At 39.8% G+C, this 15318-nt stretch carries 11 protein-coding genes and 1 pseudogene; 6 read left to right on the top strand and 6 right to left on the bottom strand.

Features of this window, described 5'->3' with window-relative positions; all coding sequences use genetic code 11:
* Nucleotides 1-35 precede the first annotated feature (35 nt).
* The 5 genes and pseudogenes from H5122_RS13800 (at nucleotide 36) to H5122_RS13780 (ending at nucleotide 7421) form a co-directional block, all read left to right on the top strand.
* The gene (locus H5122_RS13800) at nucleotides 36-851 is read left to right on the top strand and encodes a polymorphic toxin-type HINT domain-containing protein (RefSeq protein ID WP_182682321.1); all 816 of its coding nucleotides are present in this window, start codon (nucleotides 36-38) and stop codon (nucleotides 849-851) included.
* Complete coding sequence (locus H5122_RS13795; protein WP_182682320.1) at nucleotides 848-1198, top strand: ribonuclease E inhibitor RraB; 351 nt, start codon at nucleotides 848-850, stop codon at nucleotides 1196-1198. Before H5122_RS13800 ends, H5122_RS13795 begins: the two co-directional genes overlap by 4 nt.
* A gap of 306 nt (nucleotides 1199-1504) precedes the next feature.
* A pseudogene (locus H5122_RS13790) lies at nucleotides 1505-1798 on the top strand (Mobile element protein); the annotation flags it as partial.
* Nucleotides 1799-2347: 549 nt separating this feature from the next.
* Nucleotides 2348-3208, top strand: a complete 861-nt coding sequence (locus H5122_RS13785; RefSeq protein ID WP_220487781.1) for an RHS repeat-associated core domain-containing protein — start codon at nucleotides 2348-2350, stop codon at nucleotides 3206-3208.
* 1453 nt (nucleotides 3209-4661) lie between these two features.
* Nucleotides 4662-7421, top strand: coding sequence for a response regulator (locus tag H5122_RS13780; protein ID WP_182682319.1), 2760 nt, complete (start codon nucleotides 4662-4664; stop codon nucleotides 7419-7421).
* A 26-nt stretch (nucleotides 7422-7447) separates the two neighbouring features.
* Here H5122_RS13780 and H5122_RS13775 read toward each other — a convergent pair whose 3' ends face one another.
* Nucleotides 7448-8137: a DUF1826 domain-containing protein gene (locus H5122_RS13775; protein ID WP_154903567.1), complete on the bottom strand. Its 690-nt coding sequence runs from the start codon at nucleotides 8135-8137 to the stop codon at nucleotides 7448-7450.
* Entirely contained in the window at nucleotides 8137-9336 is a 1200-nt protein-coding gene (zigA, locus tag H5122_RS13770; RefSeq protein WP_182682318.1) for a zinc metallochaperone GTPase ZigA, read from the bottom strand. Before zigA ends, H5122_RS13775 begins: the two co-directional genes overlap by 1 nt.
* Nucleotides 9337-9559: 223 nt before the next feature.
* Here zigA and H5122_RS13765 point away from each other — a divergent pair, with 223 nt between their 5' ends.
* Nucleotides 9560-11695, top strand: coding sequence for a TonB-dependent siderophore receptor (locus tag H5122_RS13765; RefSeq protein ID WP_182682317.1), 2136 nt, complete (start codon nucleotides 9560-9562; stop codon nucleotides 11693-11695).
* 34 nt (nucleotides 11696-11729) lie between these two features.
* Here H5122_RS13765 and H5122_RS13760 read toward each other — a convergent pair whose 3' ends face one another.
* The 4 genes from H5122_RS13760 to H5122_RS13745 form a co-directional block, all read right to left on the bottom strand.
* Complete coding sequence (locus H5122_RS13760; RefSeq protein WP_149602343.1) at nucleotides 11730-12824, bottom strand: mechanosensitive ion channel family protein; 1095 nt, start codon at nucleotides 12822-12824, stop codon at nucleotides 11730-11732.
* A 97-nt stretch (nucleotides 12825-12921) separates the two neighbouring features.
* Nucleotides 12922-13323: a DUF6691 family protein gene (locus H5122_RS13755; RefSeq protein ID WP_182674396.1), complete on the bottom strand. Its 402-nt coding sequence runs from the start codon at nucleotides 13321-13323 to the stop codon at nucleotides 12922-12924.
* 3 nt (nucleotides 13324-13326) lie between these two features.
* Nucleotides 13327-13740, bottom strand: a complete 414-nt coding sequence (locus tag H5122_RS13750; RefSeq protein ID WP_021032090.1) for a YeeE/YedE family protein — start codon at nucleotides 13738-13740, stop codon at nucleotides 13327-13329.
* 132 nt (nucleotides 13741-13872) lie between these two features.
* Nucleotides 13873-15303 carry a sugar porter family MFS transporter gene (locus H5122_RS13745; RefSeq protein WP_182682316.1) on the bottom strand — a complete coding sequence of 477 codons (1431 nt, stop codon included), beginning with the start codon at nucleotides 15301-15303 and terminating at the stop codon, nucleotides 13873-13875.
* Nucleotides 15304-15318 lie beyond the last annotated feature (15 nt).

Here is a 15318-nt window from a genome sequence, read left to right as displayed (position 1 = left end):
ATGCCGAAACAGGATCATTAAGTTTAGGTAGCGCGGTGACTGATGCTGCTTTAGGAATTGTAAACCCGATTAAAACATTACAAAAAGCAAAGCGTCTAGCTAAAATTATTAAGGCAAACTCAAAAGGTGATTCAGCGGCTAAGAGCGTCAGTCGTTCATGTTGTTTTGTCGCTGGAACTCAAGTCCTAACAGAAGACGGCTATAAAAATATAGAAGGTGTTAAACTAGGCGAAAAGCTCTGGGCAAAGAACACAGACACGGGTGAACAAGAATGGAAGCCAGTTACCAAAATCTTCGTTGAACCAGATCGCGGTATCTTCGAAATCAAGTTGGTTGGAGAGGTGGGGGGTGAGCAAAAAATTGAGGCTACTGATAACCACCCCTTCTATGTAGTTGGAAAAGGATGGAAGCAGACTATTGAGTTAGAAGTTGGCGATCTCATTGAAACTGACGGTCACAGTTCTATGAAAGTAGTTAGCGTCACCGATGAACAAGGCCTTGATTTAACCTATAACTTTACTGTTGCTGATTTTCATACTTATTATGTTACGAAGAAAAACGTGTTGGTTCACAATTGTCCTACAGGAACTTATGTGAATAAGCACGAGTCGGGAAAAGTGTACGTTGGTAAAGGTGATGCTGAACGAGCAGCTATTTCAGCGAAGAGGGTTGAGAAACAAACAGATGATGCTCACGTTAGTACTCAAACTCAATCTGCTGCATCTGATAGGGATTCATTTAAGCAAGAATCTGGGTTGATCGATCAGTATGGCGGGGTAAAAAGTGACAAGAATCACAATGCTATTGAATCTCCGGGTAAGAAGTACAGAAAGCAAAATGGGGAGCTATGATGGAAGAATTTCCAAATGATGATGATGGAAGAACCCTAAAGGAGCTTGCTCAATATGGGATAAAAAAAGGAAGTAAAATTGATATCGAACTTTATTGCTATGCCAAGAACTTAAATACTGCAAAGAGTATATGTGATGAAAAGTTTATTTCTGATAACTATGAAACGGATATATTTGAGAATGAAGAAGCAGTTAGCTCCCTTGAAAGGATCTCTGTATATTTCAAAAGAAATGTAATTTTAAACTATGAAAATGTCATCAATGAGCAGTTAGAGCTTAACCGGATTCTTTCTGAGTTTGGAACTAAATGTGATGGGTGGGGTGCATTAATAGACAGCCCTCAATAGTTAAAAGTTGAATCCAAAGCCTCGCTAGCAGGGGCTAGGATTCAACCAAACTAGCATTATTTGCTCTCAACTCAAAGCCAGCGTAAGCTTAATGCCGATCAGTTAAGAAATACTTAACGATCCATTGACCGATCTTCTGGTTAGTTTATAAAGGTTTCTGAATTTATTCAGGAGCCTTTTATTTTGCAACTTACTACCGCACTTTCTCTAGCTATAAATTTAAACTAGACATCCACTCAAATTTTTTTCACTTTTACGCTCAAAGTACTACGCTTTATTTAGTGTAAAAAACAAGCAGGATGTCTTATGGCTATCGCAAGAAAACGTCAAGTAAGTTTGGCAGATACAAAGTACTACCACTGTATTTCACGTTGCGTGCGCCGTGCATTTTTATGTGGAGAAGACCATTTTACTGGTCAATCCTACGAGCACCGCAGGGGCTGGGTTGAAGATAAACTGTTAGAGTTAGCCAAGGTATTTTGTATTGACGTGTGCGCTTATGCAGTCATGAGTAACCACACTCATTTAGTGCTGTATGTAGATGATAAAAAAGCGGAACGGCTAAATGATAAAGCGATTGTTATTCGCTGGCACAAGCTGTGAAAAGTCGGCAGGGTCACCCATTAGAAAGTTCCGGTCAAGCAGACAGCTATGTTTTCTTGATCTTTTTATTCAAAAAAACCAAGTGTTGTTATTTTTTAAACTCACTTTAAATATGACTATACATCCAGTAATGACGCCGATTGGTGTGAATATTCACTGTGTCTTGAATAAATAACGCCATATAATTTAGGTAGTAAGCATCATTGAGGATTAGTTAGGCCTTTGGCTTTCCCCTCAGTCATCGTTCAGTGCCAATGAAACTAATGGGGTATTGACTGTTGCCCTTGGTAAGCTTTAACCGGCAACTTAAAAAGTTATGATGGTTGGCGCTATAACTACAATGCACATAACCGTTTAACGTCTGCGTCTAAGTCAGGTACCAGCTTAGCGCTTGGCTATGATGCGACGGGACGATTAAATTACTCAACACTCAATGGCACTAAAACGACCTTCTTATATGATGCAAACGAACTGGTTGCGGAATACAACAGCAGCGGTAGTCTATTACGTCGCTATGTTCATGGTATAGGCGAAGATGACCCGCTAGTGTGGTACGAAGGTAGTGGCACAGGTAACAAGCGTTATTTACACGCAGATGAGCGCGGCTCAATTATTAGTGAAACGAATGGCTCAGGTTCAATAATAGCAACACATAAATATGGCCCATTCGGTGAGCCGATTAATACCAGCTCATCGCGTTTCCGTTACACTGGGCAAATCTTAATCCCAGGTACTAAGCTTTATCACTACAAAGCACGGGTTTACAATCCGAAGCTCGGCCGCTTTATGCAGACCGACCCCATCGGCTACAAAGACGGCATGAACTGGTATGCCTATGTGGGGAATGATCCAATTAATGCGACGGATCCGACGGGTGAGTGGGGGTTAGTCGGTTTTATTGCAGGAGTCAGTTTAGAGGTTGCAAGACAAGCTATTACAGGTGAGTTAAAGGCAGATTTTAATAGTGTCGCGAAAATTGGAGTTGCAGGTTTAGCTGGTGCTGCTGCTGGTCTTGGTAGAGGTATTGCCTCTTTAACTTCTAGCATTGCGCTAAAGGCTGGGGCTAATGCGTATGGTGGTGCATTAATAGGTACTTCTTCGACGGTAGCGAATAATGCTATTGATGGTAAAGAATTAGACTCGGGAATTTTGAAGGGAGCTGCTCTCGGTGCAATTGGTGCTGTTGCAGGCAGCGTTAGTGGGGATGCTGTTGATGCTGTGGTTGGAGCAGCAAAAGGTACATCATCATTCGCTCAAAAACAAATCTCTTCCCACATCAATTCTACAACTGGTAGCGCCTTGGGAGCTACAGTTAAATCAGAGTCAGTTGGAATAGGTGAAGCTATGGGTAACGTTATTAGTAATTCTGGCGGGGCTGTTGAGTGTGCAGGAAACAAGTCATGTTAAATAGAGTTAAAGAAGCTTTTTTCAAGATTGTATTATTATCCCCTAATGGATTCGCAATCTTAATGGTGTCAATGATAATGGAAGTGGTATATAGGCTTCTAGTTAAGCTTTCTCTTGCTAAAACAGGAATAGAGTTGTTATTAATCTCATTCGGCTTGTTAAGTTACTTTTTGGCTATTATTTTTCGTGTTGTTTCAGATAAATTTAAGCAACGATAGATAAATAGCTGGATTAGCCTTTGAGGTAAGGGATCTTGAAAATTGAAATTTCCAACAACAAGCCTTAACCTTCATTAGCCCGGTCTTGTGCCGGGCTTTTCTTTGCCTGAAGCGATCAGTTTCACCAACAGCTCGATCAGCATTTGCCTGCAGAAGTATTCGGTGTGCGCCAGAAGGGTGCGCAAATTTGTCCAGCGCCGCCACCGAACGCTACCCAAAAATACATAAGTTTAGACACTAACGAAGTCTAAACTAGTTTTTAAATTCAAAGCCCCTCTCGCTGAGATCAGCTTGGGGCTTTGTTTTTCTGGCTAATCTAAGATGACAGTAAAAATGGTTAATGTTTATTCAAATCTGGCATCAGGCGATGGGCTGTTTTATTTCCGGGTTTGAAACTCCTCGAAGATATATTAACTAAATGGCAGTTATACAGAATCTGTTACAGGCTCAATAAACTCTACCAAATAGTCACTTTATATCATTTTACGCTTCAATTTTATGCCAACTTACACTTCATTTGTGTCGTTGTAGCTCAATGAAATCAAATGTAGCTATGTCAACTTACACTTCAAACAACATTGGGTGTTGTTTGAAGTATAAGTTGACATATTTGTACTAAAAAATTGCATAAACCAGAAGCATAAGATGACATAATTTAGTATTAACCAAATTGTTAAATGGCTCACTCACATTTGCACTTCGGCTTTTTGCCTTTTCCAATAACTTGATAAAGGCTACCACTGACTGTTTTGATTAGCTGGTTCTGAGGTGATATTTCCACTATTCTTGATGTGCTAATATAATCGTTCGTTGCGAATCGGTACGTCATGTCATCGACATAGATATCCCATAAAATTTATCCAATCATTTTCTTCACCATCAAAAATTGAAACTTAACGGTGTTTAAGTCTTAATGAGAAATATCTATTTCTACTAAATTAATCGGAATTTTTTAGCATTAAAAAACTGGCTTTGGTATCAGGAGCTTTTAATTTAAGAACACCAGTCACTTTATGCCATTTTATGATTCAACTCTATGCCAACTTATACTTCAAGCAACATTGGGTGTATATCGCTAACTCCTTAATATTTATATTTTTTCACTAAATTAATCCATAATACCTAATAGTTTCCAGCTCCTTTTCTCGCTAGACAACTTTTAACTTGTACGCAATAATGTAGCAATTATATTAATTTAACACTGCGTGTTAACAAAGTACTCTAGGGTTGAAGTAATGCCTCAAAGAAGTAAGTGGACACTCGCTGTTTTATTAGGGTTGCTAGGGGGTTTAGTTAACCTCTCGCCGTTATATTTTTTCGACAGTTCTGAGTTTTTATTTGGGCAAGTATTTGTATTATGTAGCTTAGTGTTTATTGGGCTGCGTTATGCGTGCTTAAGCCTTGCGATTGTATCTGGCTTTTTACTTTATAGGTGGGGGCATTGCTGGCCGAGTATTGTTTATTTACTCGAGCTTTTTTGGCTTTACACTTTTTGTTTACGCCGCTCTAAACCCATACTCCCTCTTGGTACTGTTTTTTGGCTGTTAGTTGGTTTACCTATAATTTGGGGAATAGGGCAGTTCCTTATTGGTCTGCCATGGTTAACGCTAGTTGTTGCAATATCAAAGTACCTCATAAATGCGTTAATTAGCTTAGCTTTAGTTGATTTATTTAGTGTATTTGTACCCCACGCCAGCCGTGCCTATCAGGGCAGGCCTCTTGCTCGCATTCTTAGCTATGTTGTAAGCGTTATTATTATATTGGTTATACTGCTTACCAGTGTAATTTTAGTGAACGATCACCACTCTCGGTTAGAGTATGAGGTAGACGCCCAACTTGAAGAAAAAGCCAAATATATAAGCACTCAATTAAGTGATTATTTAACGTTTCATAAAAATGCCATTGTAATGAGTAGCGACGCCATAAGCGCGGGCACAGATAGTGAGCAGCAGTTAAAAAGGCTAATGAATCTATTTCCAGGGTTTGCTACAAGCTTGTATGCAAACCCTAGCGGCTACGTCGAAATAACGTCGCCTAATAACCTTATAGCGGGGTTAACTAAGGCGCAGCGTAATGTCGCTGATCGCGAGTACTTTAATCAGGCTAAGCAATATCCTCTCGGTTATAGCGGTGGTGTGTTTCAAGGGCGAGGGCTTGGCAATGAAGCCATTGTTGCGCTGTCGGCACCTATTTATCGTGATGGTGAGTTTTTCGGCGTAGTAGAGGGGTCGTTAAAGCTTGGACGATTAGAGCAGTTTATTCCTAATTTATTTGAAAATACTGGCGAGTTAGTTGTACTGGATGATAAACAAAAAGTGGTTTTTAGCTCGCTTGAGCAGTTTAAAATATTAACCGACTTTAACGAAGATGGTTTTAATGCGCGTAATATGGGCGATAAAAATTTATTTCGCTCCAATAATAATGAGGTTTACCATAGTTCTAGGTATGTTAATCCGCAGAGCAAATGGCAAGTAATCACTTTTTATAATCGTAAACATTTGAGTATGGCTGTAGCCAAAGCATGGCTGCCAAGTATCTTGCTAGGCGCTATGCTAATTATTATGGTGGTGCTGTTTGTACGCCAACTTGCAAACTTATTAGTGCAGCCAATTAGTGGTTTAACTAATTTAATGCAAAGCTTTAATAAATCAAAAAAACATACTTTTAATACAGATTCAAGTTGGCAAGAAGTATTGCAACTACAACAGCAGTTTGAAATGCTAGCTACTGCGCTGCAGCATTCAATAGAAAACCTGCAAGCGTCAAATATAAAAAACCAAGACCTAAACAAACAACTCAGTGAGTTTAACCAGCAGCTAGAAAAACAAGTTGCTGAGCAAACTAACAAGCTGAAGCAAGCAGTAGAGCGTGCTAATTTAGCTAATGTGGCTAAATCGCAGTTTTTAGCAAATATGAGTCATGAACTACGCACCCCAATGAACGGTATTTTGGGCATGGGTGAAGTATTGCTGCGCGATAGTTCGTTAACCGACGAGCAAAGAGATCTTTTAGATACGCAACAAAAAAGTGCTCAAAACTTATTAAAAATCTTAAACGATATTTTAGATTTTTCTAAAATTGAGGCTAATGCAATGCAAATTAGCCCGCGCCCAACAAACTTAGCGCCGTTTATCGAAAATATTAAATCGTTGTTTTCACCCATTGTAAGCTCTGACGATGTGCAGTTTATAGTTCAGTGTAGTAACACCTTGCCAGATTGTATTAACGTAGATGATTTACGCTTAAGCCAAGTTATTATTAATTTATTATCTAACGCGTATAAGTTTACTGAGCGCGGGTTTGTGCGTTTATCGTTTGATTACAGTGGCCAGCAATTATTTGTGAGTGTGTCTGATAGCGGCATAGGCATAGAAAAAGATCAGCAATCGTTATTGTTTAGTGAGTTTACTCAAGCTGATGTAGGTGTTGCGCGTAAATATGGCGGTACCGGGCTAGGTTTGGCCATTAGCCAAGGGTTAATTAAAAAAATGCAGGGTGAAATATCTTTAAATAGTGAACCCGGTAAAGGCAGCATGCTCAAGTTTTACATTAATGCGCCTAAAGCTGAGTTTATAGAGCCCACAGCCGCAGTAAAGTCGCAATCAGTACCTGATCTTGGTAGCAAAAAATTACTATTGGTAGAAGACAACCCCATAAACCGCCAAGTAATTGCAAAAATGTTAGAGCCAACTCATATACAACTTACAATGGCTAACGATGGAATTGAAGCGTTAAAAGTGCTTAAGGGGAACACCTTTGACTTAATTTTAATGGATTGCCAAATGCCAAATATGGATGGTTACGAATGTACACAAACAATACGTGCTAACGAAGCAAACACTAAGGCACATGTGCCCATTATTGCAATTACCGCTAATGCCTACGAAGACGATAAACAGCGCTGTTTAAGTGTGGGCATGGACGATTTTGTATCTAAACCTGTAAATACACAAGGTTTGTACGAAGTAATCGCTAGGGTGATAAACGCGTACTAGCTTAGCGTTTATCACCACAACAAATTTTAGATAAAATCGAGCGTAAGTAATAAGCGTTGCTCGTTTGCAGCCACCGCTGGTGAGCGATGTACAAGCCCTGCACCTTCGTTTTCATCCCAGTACTCGCCTTTAAGCAGGGCAACATCACCTTGCTTGAGTTGATTAATATTATTTAGGCTTTTAAATAAGCCAGACTCTTCATCGGGTCTACCTAAATTACCAGTACCTAGCTTTGAGCGGTTTACATCGCTGTGATTTAACCACTGCGTAGCAACACCTTGATAGGTAGTAACTAGCCGGCACGGAATTTTGTCTACATGAAAACGCGGGCACATGGGTTTATCTAATATTTTTAGCCTTAAACCGGCGCGTTTTAAATCAAACAGGCAGCAAAACATTTCAACCAACAGTGCGATATCTTCACACAGCGCTTTAACTTCATCGCGGTTATTATCTTCTGGCTTAAGCGTTTTTATTAATTGATCAAACGCATCATCGGGCGATACCGCAAGCTCTAGTGGCTTTAAAGCATTTGCGCTAATGAGAGTATTAACTGCATTTGTTAATGTTTGCTCAAGGTCTCTTTGCCAAATAACAATGTTAGTGTCTTGGTTATAAATTTGTGGCAATACATCGGCGTCACACTCTTTAGCTGCTTTTCGGTACAGCGGTTCCGCAGGCTTTATTTGCGCAGTTATTGGGGCTAGGGCATTCATTACTCTTCCTCCCAAATAGGAAACGGGTCGTTATAGGTTCTCCAAAAGTCCTTACCCTTAAGTACCGCATCTTCTGGTAGTAGGCAGTCATCAAGCGCTTTAATCATCGCTTGTTTATTTAATGATTGACCAATAAACACAAGCTCTTGGCGCATATCACCAAAGGGTTCTACCCATTTATTATTTATGTCAGCAAGCAGTTCAGGCTCTGTAGGCCAGTCTTTTTGGGGGATGGCTTTAAAAAACATACCAGCAAATCCGTAATGAGCTATACCGCCTGCTTGGCTCCACTGCGCGCAAAATAAAGGGCGTGTTGCTAACCAAAAATAACCTTTTGAGCGAATAAGTTTGCCAAATTGTTCGGTGCTATGAAGAAAGTTATAAAACTTTTCTGGGTCAAATGGGCGGCGCGCAGTGTAATTAAAGCTGCTAATTCCATACTCTTCAGTCTCGGGAATATGTTCACCACGCATTTCTTTAAGCCACCCCGGTGCTTGTTGGGCACGTTCAAAATTAAATAAACCCGTGTTTAGCACTTCGTTAATATTAATATGGCCGTTTGAAATAGGAATAATGTTAGCTTGAGTATTAAGCGTATTTAAAATGGCAGTGAGTTTATTTAATTCATCGTTTGTAATTAAATCAGTTTTACTAATTAAGATTACATCGGCAAATTCAACTTGGTCAACAAGTAGGTCGGCTACGCTTCGCTCGTCGTCTTCTCCTAACGATTCGCCAGTATCTTGTAAATCATTTGCTTGTTCGTAGTCGTTTAAAAAGTTAACGGCATCAACCACCGTTACCATAGTATCAAGGGTGGCAATATCACCCAGTGATACGCCATTTTCATCGGCAAATGTGAAGGTTTCGGCTACAGGTAATGGCTCAGAAATACCGGTTGATTCAATAACGAGGTAATCAAAACGCCCATCTTTGGCAAGTTTGCCCACTTCAACAAGTAAGTCTTCTCGTAGGGTGCAGCAAATACAACCGTTGCTCATTTCAACGAGCTTTTCGTTACTGTGATTGAGCGATACATCGTTTTTAATAGTGGCTGCATCGATATTTATATCGCTCATATCGTTAACTATAACAGCCACTTTTTTACCTTGCCTGTTATTAAGAATATGGCTAAGTACAGTGGTTTTACCAGCCCCCAAAAAACCTGATAACACTGTGACGGGCAGTTTATTTATCATTTAATAATCTTACTAAATTACAATTAAAGGTATGTTATATTATATCAATTTTGTATTCCAGTAATGCTAATTAATTTTTTTAATGCTGAGCTGCAAATTTAGTGTGTTACTCAAAAACTCTTCATTCGAAAAATAAGGATGAATATGAAATTATTTACATTGCACATGTTAATGATAGTCGTTATCATTCGCAGTGTTTTGTAAACCTCTTCTTTGGATCAATATGTTTAACCAAAAATATTTGGCGCTCAGTATTGCTGCGTCTTTTTCTGCTTTTTCTAATGTGGCATTTGCCGAGCAAAATAACGATATTGAAAAAATAGAAGTAACTGGCCGTGCCCAGCAATTTTACCTAGAAACCGAAAGTAAAATTGGTACTAAAACGGATTTAGATCTTATTAAATTACCGCAATCTGCGCAGGTATTAACCGAGCAACTTATTATTGACCAAGCCGCGCGCGACATTACCGATTTATACCGCTCAATTGCGGGTGTGAGTGAATACAGCTACTCAGGTGTAACTTTTCGTGGTTTTAGAGATGACGCCAATGTATTTTATGATGGTGTGCGTGGCGACCCATATTCGGGCTTTGGTGTACCGCAGTTATTTAATGTTGAACGTGTTGAAGTATTAAAAGGGCCTGCCTCTGCTTTGTATGGCGGTGGCGAACCTGGTGGGATGATTAATTACGTAACCAAAAAGCCAAGCTACACACAAAAACGCGAACTAAAGCTTACTTTGGGTAACTACAACACCCGTGGTGCATCACTTGATATGACCGGCGGTTTAAGCGATACAATGGCTTATAGATTGGGTGGTTACTATGAAGAGCAAGACAGCTTTCGTAACAATGCAGACTCAAAAAACACCGAGCTGACAGGCGGATTGTTATTTGATTTAACAGATTCAACAACCTTAACCACAAGTGTTGACTACATTAAACAAGACCTAGGCGGAAACCGCTTACGTGGCGTACCGGTAGATGACAACGGTAACTTTTTAGTTGATCCAAGTTATAACGCGAATGAGTCGTTTGATTATCAAAATATGGAAGCTTTGGTGCTTCAAGCAGAACTTAGCCATTATTTTAATGATGATTTTTCGTTAAGTACTACGTTTCGTTACATGGATAACGAGCGAGACCAAGCCTACCATGAGTCGCAAAGCTGGGTAGATGTAAACGGTGATGGCGTTGCCAATATTGACGATGAAACGATTAAGCGTGAATACCGTAAGCAATTTCGTGCCAATAAAGAGGCAAGTGTAACCACCGACTTTGTTTATAACTTTGGACAAGGACAATTAACCCATCAGTTTTTATTTGGTGGTGATTACCACACCGTTGATACCGAATATGACTACTTTCGCGCCCGATATGAGGCCGATGGCGTCGCTAATTTAAATATTTTTAATTTAAACTACGGTGAAACCGATCCAGGTACTTATAACCTTACCGACATGAACCGCGATGGCGTAGATACCGACCGATTTGGTGTATACGCGCAAGACGTAATTAGCATAGGCGAGCAGTGGACAATAATTGCAGGTTTGCGCTATGACCATTTTAAAGAGTTTAATAAAGAAACAGGTTTTAGTTACTCAGATAACGATATAACGCCGCGCGTTGCTGTTACTTATCAGCCAGTAGAAAACACATCGGTATATATTAATTACTCAGAGAGCTTTAACCCTACATCATCAGCCGACCAAGAAGATGTAGAAGGCGAAGGTAATTTAGAACCAGAAACCGGTAAGCAAACCGAGCTGGGTATGAAAAACCAATGGCTCGATGGCAAAATAATGAGCACCTTTGCAATTTACCAAATTAATAAAGAAAACGTGGTAATGAGCAACCCTGACGATACGGGAGCGGGGGATGGCATTGCTGCACTTTTAAATATAGGTGAAGTAGAAAGCCGAGGATTTGAAACAACTTTAGTCGGTGATTTATCAGCGCACTGGACCGTAACGGCTAACTACGCTTACAACGATACGCAAGTGGTAGACGGCGTAACGGGTGATACGCTTTCAAATACTTTTGGAGATGGTTCGCGCTTTGCTAATGCACCACGCCACCAGGCAGGTTTATGGACTCGCTACGCTATTGATTCAATTGACTCATCAATTGCCTTTGGTGCAAATTACGTAAGTGAGCAACTGAGTACCAGTGGCCAAAAAGTAAAACCATTTACTGTATTTGATATGAGCTGGACGAGTCGCTTTGACGACGTATTGCTGAGTGTAAATATTAATAATCTGTTTGATAAAGAATACGCGGTAAGTGGATTTAGTGAGCGAAACGGCCACTTTCCTGGCAGCCCTCGTGAAATTATTGGGCAAATAACTTACAAGTTTTAATACTTATTAGCGCGAGAGTTACTCGCGCTTTTTTTTAAGTGTCGCCTTGCACCTTTTTATCACTATTAAATTTAGCGGTTTCTTGAGTAGTGTTAATAGCCGTAATAGGGAAGGGGATTACAATACCTTCTTTTTTATAGCGTTTATGCAGGGCTTTTATAAAAGCAGATTTTACCCAAAAGCGATTAAAGTATTCTTTAGCTCTAAGCATTACCGTAAAGTTAATGCTTGATCTATCAAAGGTATGAAAAACCACAAAGGTATTGTAATCATCAACACCCCATTCGTGTGAAATAAGTATTTCACGAGCCACTTCAAGTGTTACTTGTTCAACAAATTCTAAATCTGAATCGTAATGCACACTTATATCAACAGGCACGCTTAGCTCTTTTTCAGGGTAAAAGTAATTAATAATACGCGATTTAGATAATTGGCTATTAGGTATAATAATCATATTGTTAGGTAGCATTTTAACCCATGTAGATCGCCAGCCTATATGATCAACAAAGCCTTGCTCCTTAGATTCAAGCTCAATAAAATCACCCACCCTTATAGGTTTATCTATTACTAGCTGCACGCCAGAAAAAAAGTTTTCGAGGGTAGGTTGCAAAGCAAGAGCAACAGCCAGTGATGTAATACCTAACGAGGCAATAATGGGCGTAATAGAAATACCTAACGTGCCCATTAATACCAGTAATCCCACTGACGATAATGTAACGCGTATCACGCCTTTAATTATGCTTTTTGAATTAAAAACCACGGCAGATTGTTTACCATAGTAATTAATAGTGCCAATAATAAAGCGGTCTAAAAACATAATAAGTGCAAGCAGCGCTAATACAATATTAATGCTATTAAAAGGGATCTGTTGAGAAATAGAAGTACTAATAATGAAAGTGTCGTGCTCTAAAATGGTGAGTAGCACAATAATTGTGCACAGTGTTAGCGGCTTAGATATTGACTCTATTAGTAAAGTATCGAATATAAATTTGGTTTTTGAAGTCCATTTTTTTAGCCAGTACATTACAAAAAAACGAATTAAAAACAGTAGTATAGCTATAAGTAAAAGGGAGGACGCTGCGCCTAACCAAGGTGTGTTGTTAGAAAATTCCAGCGCTTTATTTAGCATAACTTAAACCTGCTCAATATAGTTTTATATATATTGCAGCAAGTTATGTACCTTTGTTTGGGTAAAAGTAGCTGCCGAGTTTAGTCGGCAGCAAATATTATACTTTTTTGGCTAACCACATACCGCCTAGCACGGCTGCAAAAAACAATAAAAACTCCATTTTAAGAGATACTAATTGAACCAAGCCCGGGCCTGGGCATATACCACTTAAACCCCAGCCTAAACCAAAAAGTACCGAGCCGATAATTAAGCGTGCATCAATTTTTTTTAAATCACTTAAATTAAACGTTCCTGAAAGAAGTGGCTTTTCTTTTGTTGCAACCCATAACCATGTAAGCATCATTATTAGCATGGCAACAGCCATCACTATAATTAAACTTGCGTCCCATTGGTTTCCATAGGTAAGAAAGTTAATCACTTTAGCGGGGTTTGTCATCCCGCTAATAATAAGTCCTAAGCCAAATATAAAGCCTATAACAACCATCATAATTGCTTTCATTATTTATCCTACAAGGTTTGCTGTAATGAAGGCGACAAGCATAAATGTGCATGTTGCAACCCAAGAGCGAGTAGAAAAGCGCGACATGCCGCACACACCATGGCCACTTGTGCACCCATTAGCTAACGTTGTACCAGCGCCAACTAAAAGCCCTGCAACAACAATAAGCCAAGGTGGTAATTGCAATTCGCCTTCTAATAAAGATGGCGCAAATACCCTTACAGCTACTCCTGCCAACAACAACCCTAAAATAAAGTATAACTGCCAACGAGAGTCTGAATTTGCTTTAGCGAATACAGATTTAACAATGCCTGATATACCCGCAATTTTTCCGTATAAAACCAGTAATAACGTACACGCTATACCTATTAATGCCCCGCCTATTGCAGCCGATACTGGGGTGAATTCTGTTATCATTTTTAAATTTCCCAAACAATAGAAGCGCCTAAACCGGTTTGTTTCATTTCGATTGATAATTGTTGATTAGGCGCTAAGTAGTTAGCACCCGTTACTTTTTTTGCTGGCGATTAATATCATCGCTTTTAAAAATTACATAGATTCGAGCGTTTTACCACGTGTTTCTTTTATGTATTTAACAACAAAAAATATGCTTATAAGTGCCGATAATGCATAAAAGCCATAAGCACCGGCAAGGCCAATGTTGGCAAGCATAATAGGGAAGGTCATGGTAATGGCAAAGTTAGCAATCCACTGCGCACTAGCTGCAACAGCAAGTGCTGCCCCGCGAATACGGTTATTAAACATTTCGCCTAATAATACCCATACAACAGGGCCCCAACTTAAGCCAAAAAACACCACAAATAAGTTAGCCATAATAAGCGCAAACGTACCCATGTTATCGCTAAGTGCAAGTTTGCCTGCTTCATCAAGGCCTGCACTGCCAAATATATAAGTAAGCGCGCTTAAGCTAATAAACATACCAATACTGCCTACTAATAGCAGTGGTTTACGGCCAATTTTGTCAACTAGGGCAATGGCAATAAAGGTCGATACAATATTAGTAGTACCTGCGAGTACATTTATAAATAACGATTGCGACTCATCAAACCCAGCGGCTTGCCAAAGCTCAGAGCCGTAATAAAACACCACGTTAATACCCACAAATTGCTGAAATACACTAAGCGCAACACCCACCCAAACAATTGGGTGTACTTTTTTACTGTTATCAATAAATAAGTCGCGAATACTTGGCTTTGTATCGCTATGCAATGAGCGTTTAACATCGCTTATTTGCGCATCAACATTGTCGTTCGATATTTTACTAAATACCGATTTTGCATCATCCACTTTACCTTGCGCCACTAAATAACGAGGCGACTCTGGAATAAACAAAACACCGATTAAAAACAACACAGCAGGCACAAGCTCAGCCCAAAACATCCAGCGCCAAGCGGCTATATCAAGCATTAAAATATTTTGCGCGCTGCCTGCTGCATCAGCAATTAAGTAGTTACTTAAAAAAGCAGCAAATAAACCCAATACAATAGCGAGTTGTTGTAATGTAGCTAAACGACCACGTAGTGCTGGTGGCGCAACTTCTGCAATATAAGCTGGCGCTAATACTGATGCAGCACCAATACCTAAACCACCAAATAAACGGTAAAAAATAAACTCCGCAGAGCTTTCGCTAATGCCCGAACCAAATGCACTAATGGCAAAAATAATCGCAGTGATGATCATAATTGCACGGCGACCAAACTTATCAGCCAGCGGCCCCGCAGCAAGTGCACCCAAGGCGCATCCTAATAATACCGAGGCAACATTAAACCCCGTAGCTACACTGCTTGAATTAAATGCATTACCGAGTGCCGACACTGTGCCGTTAATAACGCCTGAGTCAAAACCAAATAAAAAGCCACCAATAGCAGCCACGGCAGAGATAAAAATTACGTAAAAAAGTGAGCACGTGTTTGATGTGTGCGCCGAGCTATTATTCCTCGGCGATAAAGATGATGTCATGATTGTGTGTCCTGA

This window comes from Pseudoalteromonas sp. SG43-8, from assembly GCF_014164245.1.
GTDB lineage: Bacteria > Pseudomonadota > Gammaproteobacteria > Enterobacterales > Alteromonadaceae > Pseudoalteromonas > Pseudoalteromonas distincta.
This window is presented reverse-complemented; position numbering and strand designations above follow the sequence as displayed.